This window comes from Paraburkholderia sp. 40, assembly GCF_050434105.1.
GTDB classification, from domain to species: domain Bacteria; phylum Pseudomonadota; class Gammaproteobacteria; order Burkholderiales; family Burkholderiaceae; genus Paraburkholderia; species Paraburkholderia tuberum.
The window spans coordinates 2,428,369-2,439,080 of the sequence record NZ_JBNPVY010000004.1 but is presented as its reverse complement, the minus strand read 5'-3'; the positions used below and the strand labels follow the sequence as shown (position 1 = coordinate 2,439,080).

General features: G+C 66.4%; 10 protein-coding genes. All 10 read left to right on the top strand.

Features of this window, described 5'->3' with window-relative positions:
• Positions 1–20: 20 nt before the first annotated feature.
• The 10 genes from mtgA to OKW28_RS32995 all read left to right on the top strand — a co-directional run bounded on the left by mtgA (position 21) and on the right by OKW28_RS32995 (position 10,470).
• Positions 21–755: a monofunctional biosynthetic peptidoglycan transglycosylase gene (gene mtgA / locus OKW28_RS33040; protein ID WP_429451760.1), complete on the top strand. Its 735-nt coding sequence runs from the start codon at positions 21–23 to the stop codon at positions 753–755.
• A gap of 363 nt (positions 756–1,118) precedes the next feature.
• Positions 1,119–2,147, top strand: a complete 1,029-nt coding sequence (locus tag OKW28_RS33035) for an IclR family transcriptional regulator (RefSeq protein ID WP_429451758.1) — start codon at positions 1,119–1,121, stop codon at positions 2,145–2,147.
• Positions 2,144–3,259: a 2-dehydro-3-deoxygalactonokinase gene (locus OKW28_RS33030; protein WP_429451756.1), complete on the top strand. Its 1,116-nt coding sequence runs from the start codon at positions 2,144–2,146 to the stop codon at positions 3,257–3,259. Before OKW28_RS33035 ends, OKW28_RS33030 begins: the two co-directional genes overlap by 4 nt.
• Before the next feature lie 45 nt (positions 3,260–3,304).
• A complete protein-coding gene (locus OKW28_RS33025; protein ID WP_429356159.1) occupies positions 3,305–3,985 on the top strand; it encodes a 2-dehydro-3-deoxy-6-phosphogalactonate aldolase in 681 nt (226 codons plus the stop codon).
• Entirely contained in the window at positions 3,982–4,770 is a 789-nt protein-coding gene (locus OKW28_RS33020; RefSeq protein ID WP_429451754.1) for an SDR family oxidoreductase, read from the top strand. The genes OKW28_RS33025 and OKW28_RS33020 overlap by 4 nt, the downstream gene beginning before the upstream one ends.
• A 121-nt stretch (positions 4,771–4,891) precedes the next feature.
• Positions 4,892–5,890 (top strand): arabinose ABC transporter substrate-binding protein, encoded by a 999-nt coding sequence (locus tag OKW28_RS33015; protein ID WP_027198868.1) that lies wholly within the window; start codon positions 4,892–4,894, stop codon positions 5,888–5,890.
• Positions 5,891–6,044: 154 nt separating this feature from the next.
• The gene (araG, locus tag OKW28_RS33010; protein WP_429451751.1) at positions 6,045–7,619 is read left to right on the top strand and encodes an L-arabinose ABC transporter ATP-binding protein AraG; all 1,575 of its coding nucleotides are present in this window, start codon (positions 6,045–6,047) and stop codon (positions 7,617–7,619) included.
• Between the two features lie 54 nt (positions 7,620–7,673).
• A complete protein-coding gene (araH, locus tag OKW28_RS33005; RefSeq protein ID WP_429451749.1) occupies positions 7,674–8,690 on the top strand; it encodes an L-arabinose ABC transporter permease AraH in 1,017 nt (338 codons plus the stop codon).
• 41 nt (positions 8,691–8,731) lie between these two features.
• Positions 8,732–9,532 carry an SDR family NAD(P)-dependent oxidoreductase gene (locus OKW28_RS33000; RefSeq protein ID WP_429451748.1) on the top strand — a complete coding sequence of 267 codons (801 nt, stop codon included), beginning with the start codon at positions 8,732–8,734 and terminating at the stop codon, positions 9,530–9,532.
• Positions 9,529–10,470, top strand: a complete 942-nt coding sequence (locus tag OKW28_RS32995; RefSeq protein ID WP_429451746.1) for an SMP-30/gluconolactonase/LRE family protein — start codon at positions 9,529–9,531, stop codon at positions 10,468–10,470. Before OKW28_RS33000 ends, OKW28_RS32995 begins: the two co-directional genes overlap by 4 nt.
• Positions 10,471–10,712: the final 242 nt, after the last annotated feature.

Genomic DNA, 10,712 nt, shown 5'->3' with positions numbered 1-10,712 from the left:
GCGCGCGGATAGCACGCACCATGACAGCGACGCGGCGCGCCAGCGGTTCGCGCGGCCAGTCCGGCCCGCTGCGCTGGCTCGCCTGGTTGACCGCGGTCGTGGCTATCGCCTGGCTCGCGACGCAGGCGTACTACTTCGCGCAGATCGCAATCTGGAACGTCGTCAATCCGCGCTCGACCGCGTTCATGCGCTCGGACGCATGGCGTCTGTCGCAGGACCGGCCGGATCTGTCGGTGCAGCGAACGTGGGTGCCGTACGATCAGATTTCGCGCAACCTGAAGCGCGCGATCATCGCGTCCGAAGACGCGAACTTCGTCAACAACAAAGGCTACGAAACCGACGCGATCCTGCAGGCGTGGGAGCGCAACAAGGCGCAGGGCCGGATCGTGCGCGGCGGCTCGACGATCTCGCAGCAGCTTGCGCGCAACCTGTTTCTGTCGCGCGAGAAAAGCTATATCCGCAAGGGCCAGGAGCTGATCATCACGTGGATGCTCGAAACGCTGATGGACAAGCAGCGCATCTTCGAGATCTATCTGAACTCGATCGAATGGGGCAACGGCGTGTACGGCGCCGAGGCGGCCGCGCAGTACTACTTCAAGACCTCGGCGAGCAAGCTCACGGCCGCGCAGTCGGCGCGGCTCGCGGTGATGCTGCCACGCCCCAGGTATTTCGATGAACACAGGAATTCGGCGTATCTCACGCAACGCGCGCGCGTGATTGCGCGGCGGATGGGCGCGGCTGAATTGCCGGATTGAAAGAGCCCTCGATCTCGTTGTCCTGCTTCGAAGCCCGTCTCGCGCGGGCTTTTTTGCGTCAGCAGACCGCGACCGCGACAGTTCGCTACACACACTCGATCGCCCACTAAAATCTCACTATATGGACTCAACATTCACATATTGGTGATTCTCAAAAGTCGCCCTACAATCCAAGCCAACATGCATCGCGAGTCGGCGCCCCAGCGCGCCGAAGCAGCGAACAGCGACAGAAAAAACGGAGACGAGACCGACCATGTCTGGCAGCCAACCACAGCAGCCGCGCGAGCGCGGCGCCGCACCCGTTCCCGCCCTGTTCTCCGGCCCCGCGCGCTAAGCGCAGAAACCATCCGAAGGCGAATCGCCATGAACAAAGCGATGCCCACTCCCGCCGCCAGCGCGGCCGAGGCCGCGCAGGGCTCGAACGGCGGGCCGAACAGCGCCGCGAATCCCGTGGTGAATTCCGCGCCGCGCGATGCTTCAGCCGTCACCGCCAATGTCGCCGCCAGTGCGTCCGCTACCGCGAGGGCGTCGCGCCCGGTGGCGCGCGCGGCGACCGTCGACGGTCTCGGGCTGCCGGTCACGCTGCTGGAAATCACGCCGCAGCAGGCCGGCACGCAGACACTGTTGCGCGGCCTTGCGATTCTCGAGGCCGCCGCCGCCGGCGTGCGCGACCTGCGCAGCTTCGGCGCCGCGCTCGGCACGACCCGCAGCACCACGCACCGGCTCGTCAGCAGCCTCGTGCAGGCGCGCTATCTGCGCCAGGTGCAGGGCGGCTATCTGCTCGGGCCGAAGCTGATCGAGCTCGGCACGATCGCGCTCGAACAGATGCCGCTGACGGCCGTCGCGCGTCCGCACCTCGAGTCGCTGGCCGAGCAGACGCTCGACACGATCCACCTCGGCGTGCGCGACGGCGACGACGTGCTGTACATCGACAAGATCCCCGGCACGCGCGGCCTCGAAATGCGCTCGCGCGTCGGCCATCGGATGCCGCTCGCGTCGACCGGCATCGGCAAGGCGATGATGCTCGACCTCGCGCCGGACGCATGGCAGTCGCTGTTCGACGCGTCGCGCCGCGCGCTCGCAGGCGTCAGCTTCAAGCCGGACAACCGCCCCGATGCGCCGACCTTCCTGCAGCGCATGACGAACTACGCGGCCGGCGGCTACACGTTCGATCTCGAAGAGAACGAAGCGGCGATCCGTTGCGTCGCGGCGCCGGTGCGCGATGCGTCGGGCGCGATCGTCGCGGCGTTGTCGGTGGCCAGCACGATTCCCTATATGCCGCTCGAACGGATGGACGAACTGATTCCGGTCGTGCAGCGCGAGGCGCGCGCGATTTCGGAAGAACTCGGTTGGCGCGCACCGCGACCGGCCACGCGCAGGATCAAGCGATGAAACAAGCGGGCACCGCCACGCTGGCGAACCACCGGGCGGCCGCCGCGCCCGACACGGGCGTGAGGCCGGACGCGCCAGCCGCCGCCGATACCGCCGCCGTCGATTTCACGCACGCCGCGCTGATCGCGCTCGACTGGGGCACGACGTCGCTGCGCGCCTATCTGTTCGACGCGCACGGTCGCGTGCTGGCGACGCGCGCATCGACGGCCGGCATCATGAATCTGCCGCGTAGCGCAGCCGAGGGCGGCTTCGACGCCGCGTTCGACGACGCCTGCGGCGCATGGCTCGAGCATGCGCGCGGCGTGCCGGTGATCGCGGCGGGGATGGTCGGCAGCGCGCAGGGCTGGCTCGAAGCGCCGTATGTCGAGACACCCGCGAACGCCGATGCGTTGGTGGCCGGTATCGTCCGCGTGCAGACCGCGCGCGGCGCGACACTGCATATCGTGCCGGGCGTGCTGCAACGCGGTGAACTGCCGAACGTGATGCGCGGCGAGGAGACGCAAATTTTCGGCGCGCTCAGCGCGGACGCGGACGGGTCGCACGACGCGAACCCGGTCGACAGCAACGCCCGCTCGCTGATCGGCCTGCCCGGCACGCACGCGAAATGGGCGGTCGTGCAGGCGGAGCGCATCGAGCGTTTTTATACGTTCATGACCGGCGAGGTGTTCGCCGCGCTGCGCGAGCACACGATTCTCGGCCGCACGATGGTCACGCCCGATCGCCCGGATACCGAAGCATTTCTGCGCGGCGTGAACATCGCGCGCGAGAAGGGCCAGGCAGGCGTGCTCGCGACCGTGTTCAGCACGCGCACGCTCGGCTTGACCGGCGCGCTGTCGAGCGAGGCACAGCCCGACTATCTGTCGGGCCTGCTGATCGGGCACGAACTCGCCGGCCTCGAAGCGGTACTCGCGCAGCAACGCAGCTCGCTCGCGCAGCAGAGTCTGCGGCTGATCGGCAACGACGCGCTGTGCGAGCGCTACCGCCTCGCGCTCGCGCAATTCGGCTGTCTGCGCGCGGAGCCGGTCAGGCATGCAACCGAACGCGGCCTGTGGCGCGTCGCCGTCGAAGCGGGGCTCGTCCGGCCGTCCGCCCACGCGGCGCGCGCAGGCTGACCGGCGGCAGAGCCCTTTACGACGCTCACGAAACAAGGAACCGACATGCAACCACACATCAATCTGCCCGCACCGTACATGCCGCACGCGGGTCTGATCGCCGCGTTCGAAGCCTGTCCGCTGATCGCGATTCTGCGCGGCGTCACGCCCGCCGACGCGGCCGATCACGGTCAGGCCCTGTACGAAGCCGGTTTTCGCATCGTCGAAGTACCGCTCAATTCGCCGCAGCCGTTCGACAGCATCTCGGCGATCCGCAAGGTGCTGCCGGCCGACGCGATCGTCGGCGCGGGCACGGTGCTGCATCCGCTGTTCGTGGACGACGTGAAGGCCGCGGGCGGCGAACTCATCGTGATGCCGCACAGCGATCCGGAAGTCGTGATCGCCGCGAAGGCGCGGGGCCTCGCCTGCGCGCCCGGCGTCGCGACGCCGACCGAGGCGTTCATCGCGCTGAAGAACGGCGCGGACGTGCTGAAGATGTTCCCCGCCGAGCAACTCGGCTGCCAGGTCGTCAAGGCATGGCGCGCGGTGATCGCCGCGCAGGTGCCGCTCGTGCCGGTCGGCGGCGTCACGCCCGACAACATGGGGCCGTTCCTGAGCGCCGGCGCGAACGGTTTCGGCCTCGGCTCGGCGCTGTATAAGCCGGGCCAGAGCGCGGCGGTGACCGCGTCGCATGCGAAGGCGTTCATCAACGGTTTGCGGATCGCCCGCGCGGGCGCGAAGAAATGAACCGGCTCGCCGGCAAAGCCGCTCTCGTGACGGGCGCTGGGCGCGGCATAGGCGCGGCGATCGCGCTGGCGTTCGCGCGCGAGGGGGCGGCGGTCGTGCTGGCGGAACTCGACCTCGACCTGGCGCAGCGTACGGCCGCGCAGATCGAGGCAGACGTTGGCACCGGCGCCGGCGCGCGCGTGCTCGCGGTGCAGACCGACGTGACGCAACCCGCCTCGGTGCAGCATGCGGTCGGCGAAGGCGAACGCGCGTTCGGCGCGCTCGACATCCTCGTCAACAACGCGGGCATCAACGTGTTCTGCGATCCGCTGACGATGACCGACGCCGACTGGCGGCGCTGCTTCGCGGTCGATCTCGACGGCGTGTGGAACGGCTGTCGCGCGGTGCTGCCGGGCATGGTCGAGCGTGGGGCGGGCAGCATCGTGAACATCGCGTCGACGCACGCGTTCAAGATCATTCCGGGCTGCTTTCCGTACCCGGTCGCGAAGCACGGCGTGATTGGCCTCACGCGCGCGCTCGGCATCGAGTACGCGCCGCGCAACGTGCGCGTGAACGCGATCGCGCCGGGCTACATCGAAACGCAGCTGACGCACGACTGGTGGAACGAGCAGTCCGATCCGGCCGCCGCGCAGCAGGCGACACTCGATCTGCAGCCGATGAAGCGCATCGGCCGTCCGGAGGAGGTGGCGATGACCGCGGTGTTCCTCGCGTCGGACGAAGCGCCGTTCATCAACGCGAGCTGCATTACCGTCGATGGCGGACGCTCGGTGCTTTACCACGACTGAATTTGCGTCCGCCAAAAGACGCACAGAACACCGGACGACGCGCTGGCCGCGTGTGTCAGACCGGTACAAGAAGACGCGGCCGATTACCTTCTCGTTATCAATTAGTCAGGAGACACGCATTATGAAACGCAGAATTTTCCTCACGCTGGCAGCGGCGGCGGCGGGTGTGCTGTTCAACGCACCGGTCGTACAGGCCGCCGATTCGGTTAAGATCGGCTTCCTCGTGAAGCAGCCGGAAGAGCCGTGGTTCCAGGACGAATGGAAGTTCGCCGAGATGGCCGCCAAGCAGAAGGGCTTCACGCTCGTGAAGATCGGCGCGCCGTCGGGCGAGAAGGTGATGAGCGCAATCGATAACCTCGCCGCGCAGAAGGCACAGGGCTTCGTGATCTGCACGCCCGACGTCAAGCTCGGGCCGGGCATCGTCGCGAAGGCGAAGGCGGACGGCCTGAAGATGATGACGGTCGACGACCGCCTCGTCGACGGCGCGGGCAAGCCGATCGAAGCGGTGCCGCACATGGGCATCTCGGCGTATAACATCGGCAAGCAGGTCGGCGACGGCATCGCGGCTGAAATCAAGAAGCGCGGCTGGGACATGAAGGACGTCGGCGCGATCGACGTGACCTACGAGCAGTTGCCGACCGCGCATGACCGCACCACCGGCGCGACCGACGCGTTGGTCGCAGCGGGCTTCCCGAAAGCGAACATCATCACCGCGCCGCAGGCGAAGACCGACACGGAAAACGCCTTCAACGCCGCCAACATCGCGCTGACGAAGAACCCGCAGTTCAAGCACTGGGTCGCATACGCGCTGAACGACGAAGGCGTGCTCGGCGCGGTGCGCGCGGCGGAAGGCCGTGGCTTCAAGGCCGACAACATGATCGGCATCGGCATCGGCGGTTCGGAGTCCGCGATGAACGAGTTCAAGAAGCCGCAGCCGACGGGCTTCTACGGCACCGTGATCATCAGCCCGAAACGCCACGGCGAGGAAACCTCGGAACTGATGTACGCGTGGATCACGCAGGGCAAGGAGCCGCCGCTGCTGACGCTGACGACCGGCATGCTGGCGACGCGCGACAACGTCGGCGAAGTGCGCGAGAAGATGGGCCTCGCGTCGAAGTAGTCGCAAGACTTGCGGGGGTATGAAGTACACCGCCGGCGCGTCGCTTTCCCTGCCTATCGCAGGGGACGGCGCGCCGGCGGCGAGCGACGATCTGCGGTAGACAGACGGACCGCCCGCGATACGCGTACGGTCAACATGAAGCAAAGGAGGCGAAGTGTCAGCGACGCTACGTTTTGACAATATCGGCAAGGTTTTTCCAGGCGTGCGTGCGCTCGACGGTGTGTCCTTCGACGTCAACGTCGGCGAGGTGCACGGCCTGATGGGCGAAAACGGCGCCGGGAAATCGACGCTGCTGAAAATTCTCGGCGGCGAGTATCAGCCCGATTCGGGCCGCATGATGATCGACGGCAAAGAGGTGCGCTTTCCGAGCGCGGCCGCGTCGATCAATGCCGGCATCGCGGTGATTCACCAGGAACTGCAGTACGTGCCCGACCTCACGGTCGCGGAGAATCTGCTACTCGGCCAGCTGCCCAATGCGCTCGGCTGGGTCAACAAGCGCGAGGCGAAGCGCTTCGTGCGCGAACGGCTCGAAGCGATGGGCGTCGCGCTCGATCCGAACGCGAAGCTGCGCAAGCTGTCGATCGCGCAGCGGCAGATGGTCGAAATCTGCAAGGCGCTGATGCGCAACGCGCGCGTGATCGCGCTCGACGAGCCGACCAGCTCGCTGTCGCACCGCGAGACCGAGGTGCTGTTCAAGCTGGTGCGCGATTTGCGCGCCGACAACCGCGCGATGATCTACATCTCGCATCGGATGGACGAGATCTACGAGCTGTGCGACGCGTGCACGATCTTCCGCGACGGCCGCAAGGTCGCCTCGCATCCCACGCTAGAAGGCGTGTCGCGCGACACGATCGTCAGCGAGATGGTCGGGCGCGAAATTTCGGACATCTATAGCTATTCGGCGCGGCCGCTCGGCGAAGTGCGTTTCGCGGCGAAGGCGATCGAAGGTCATCCGCTCGCGCAGCCGGCGAGCTTCGAGGTGCGGCGCGGCGAAATCGTCGGCTTCTTCGGACTCGTCGGCGCGGGCCGCAGCGAACTGATGCATCTGGTGTACGGCGCCGAGCATCGCAAGGGCGGCGAACTCATACTCGACGGCAAGCCGATCAAGGTGCGCAGCGCGGGCGAGGCCATTAAGCACGGCATCGTGCTGTGCCCCGAGGATCGCAAGGAAGAGGGTATCGTCGCGATGGCGAGCGTCGCGGAGAACATCAACATCAGCTGCCGCCGTCACTATCTGCGCGCGGGCGTGTTTCTCGATCGCAAGAAGGAGGCGCAGACGGCCGACCGTTTCATCAAGCTGCTGAAAATCAAGACGCCGCATCGGCGGCAGAAGATCCGCTTCCTGTCGGGCGGCAACCAGCAGAAGGCGATTCTGTCGCGCTGGCTCGCCGAGCCCGATCTGAAAGTCGTGATTCTCGACGAACCGACACGCGGCATCGACGTCGGCGCGAAACACGAGATCTATAACGTGATCTATCAGCTCGCGGAGCGCGGCTGCGCGATCGTGATGATTTCGTCGGAATTGCCAGAAGTGCTCGGCGTGTCCGACCGGATCGTCGTGATGCGCCAGGGCCGCATTTCCGGCGAGCTCGCGCGCAAGGACGCGACCGAGCAGTCGGTGCTCAGCCTCGCGCTGCCGCAAAGCTCGACCGCTCTGCCTGATAACGCAAACCCGAACGCAAATGGGAATGCCAACGCCGCCGACCAGAGCGCGTCGCGCGCGGCCTGAACCTTATCCGGACGTGAGTCCGCAACCCGTGGGGAACGGGGAGGAGTATTGAACATGCAAGCCAGAGAAAACCTCGCGCAGCAGACCGCCAAGAGCGCGGCCGACGCGCTGATTCCGCAGACCAGCGACAAGGCCAAATGGTGGCAGCAGATCACCGAATACAGCCTGATCGTGATCTTCATCCTGATGTTCGTCACGATGTCGCTGACCGTCGATCATTTCTTCTCGATCGAGAACATGCTCGGCCTCGCGCTGTCGATCTCGCAGATCGGCATGGTCGCGTGCACGATGATGTTCTGCCTCGCGTCGCGCGACTTCGACCTGTCGGTCGGCTCGACCGTCGCGTTCGCCGGCGTGCTGTGCGCGATGGTGCTCAACGCGACCAACAGCACGGTCATCGCGATCATCGCGGCGGTCGCGGCGGGCGCGGTGATCGGCTTCGTCAACGGCGCGGTGATCGCTTATCTGCGCATCAACGCGCTGATCACGACGCTCGCGACGATGGAAATCGTCCGTGGCCTCGGCTTCATCGTGTCGCATGGGCAGGCGGTCGGCGTGTCGTCGGATACGTTCATCGCGCTCGGCGGCCTGACGTTCTTCGGCGTGTCGCTGCCGATCTGGGTCACGCTGATCTGCTTCATCGTGTTCGGCGTGATGCTGAACCAGACCGTGTACGGCCGCAATACGCTGGCGATCGGCGGTAATCCGGAAGCGTCGCGGCTCGCCGGTATCAACGTGGAGCGCACGCGCGTCTACATCTTTCTGATCCAGGGCGCCGTCACCGCGCTTGCCGGCGTGATTCTCGCGTCGCGTATCACGTCGGGTCAGCCGAACGCCGCCGAAGGCTTCGAGCTGAACGTGATCTCCGCGTGCGTGCTCGGCGGCGTGTCGCTGTTGGGCGGCCGCGCGACGATCTCCGGCGTCGTGATCGGCGTGCTGATCATGGGTACGGTCGAGAACGTGATGAACCTGCTGAACATCGACGCGTTCTATCAGTACCTGGTGCGCGGCGCGATCCTGCTCGCGGCCGTGTTGCTCGACCAGTTGAAGAACCGCGGCTCGCGCGATTGAGTCGCTTTCACCTTATCCCAAGCTCATAAAGGAATCGAACGATGTCGTCTCCGGCCAATGCAAACGCCAGCCTCGCTGACACCGCGTACGCGCGTTATCCGAGCCTCGTCGACCGTACGGTGCTGATCACGGGCGGCGCGACCGGCATCGGCGCATCGTTCGTCGAGCACTTCGCGGCGCAGGGCGCGCGCGTCGCGTTCTTCGATATCGACGCGAGCGCGGGCGAACCGCTCGCCGACCAGCTCGGCGATTCGAAGCACAAGCCGCTGTTTCTGGCCTGCGATCTGACCGACGTCGACGCGCTGCAAAAAGCGATCGCCGACGTGAAGACCGCGCTGGGTCCGATCCAGGTGCTCATCAACAACGCTGCGAACGACAAGCGCCATCAGATCGGCGACGTGACGCGCGAGTCGTTCGACGCGGGCATCGCCGTGAACATCCGCCATCAGTTCTTCGCGGCGCAGGCCGTGATGGAGGACATGAAGGCCGCGCGTAGCGGCTCGATCATCAACCTCGGCTCGATCAGCTGGATGCTGAAGAACGGCGGCTATCCGGTGTACGTGATGTCGAAGTCGGCGGTGCAGGGTTTGACGCGCGGACTCGCGCGCGACCTCGGCCACTTCAATATCCGCGTCAACACGCTGGTGCCGGGCTGGGTGATGACCGACAAGCAGCTGCGCCTGTGGCTCGACGACAACGGCCGCCGCCAGATCAAGGAAGGGCAGTGCATCGACGCCGAGCTGATGCCGGCCGACCTCGCGCGCATGGCGCTGTTCCTCGCCGCCGACGACAGCCGCATGATCACCGCGCAGGACATCGTCGTCGACGGAGGCTGGGCGTGAGCGCCAGCCCGCGCGTGCAGCGGGCCACGCTGCTGCTCGACGCGCAATGCGAGCTCGGCGAAGGCGCGACCTGGTGCGCGAGGAGCGGCCGCTTCTACTGGACCGACATCGAAGGCGCGCGGCTGTGGCGCTACGATCCGGCCGACGGCCGCAGCGATTCGTTCGACATGCCGGAGCGGCTCGCCACTTTCGCGCTGTGCGAAAACCCGCGCTACGTGCTGCTCGGGCTCGCATCGCACCTCGCGTTTTTCGATCTGCAGACAGGCAGCACACAGCGCATCGTCGACGTCGAACCCGGCATGAATACACGGGTCAACGACGGCCGCTGCGATCGGCAAGGGCGCTTCGTGTTCGGCACCAAGGACGAAAGTGGGCAACTGCAGGCGGTCGGCGGCTTTTACCGGTTGAATCACGATCTGTCGCTCGAACGTTTACCGTTGCCAGCGCCGGCGATTTCGAACAGCATCGCATTCAGTCCCGACGGCGCCACGATGTACTACTGCGATTCGCCGACGCGTGAAATCCGCGCGTGCGACTATCGCGCGGACGGCGGCATCGCGAACGATCGCCTGTTCACTCGCCTGACCGATGCGAACGGCATCCCCGATGGCTCGACCGTCGACAGCGACGGCGGCCTGTGGAACGCGCAATGGGGCGGCGCGCGCGTGGTGCGTTATGGTCCCGATGGCGTGGAAACCGAGCGCATCGACGTGCCGACCACGCAGCCGAGCTGCGTCGCGATCGGCGGTGCCGCGCTCGGCCAGGCCACGGGCAGCGCCCAGGGCGAGACGGCGCTCGACACGCTGTACATCACGAGCGCCTACGCCGAGCTCGATGCGACGGCGCGCGCGGCCGATACGCTCGCGGGCGACCTGTTCGTCGCGACGCTCGCGCGGCGCGGTGTTGCGGAGCCGCAGTTCCAGGGCGCGCCTATCTAGCGCAGAATGACGCAGCCCCGGCCGCACGCCGGGGCCGCGATCCTGAAGGTGAAGCAGAAATCGATGTGAAGGTGAAGCAGAAGTCGATGTGGCAGTTTCGGTCCGCGAGCAATACTCCCGCGACCGGCCGGCAACGAATCGGCAGCATGCAGTTCGGACTCGAGGCGAATTGGTAACAAAAAGTCGCCCGCAACTCCCGTCAACCCTGACGGCAACGTCCCACGCCTCTCGATGGAGCCAGA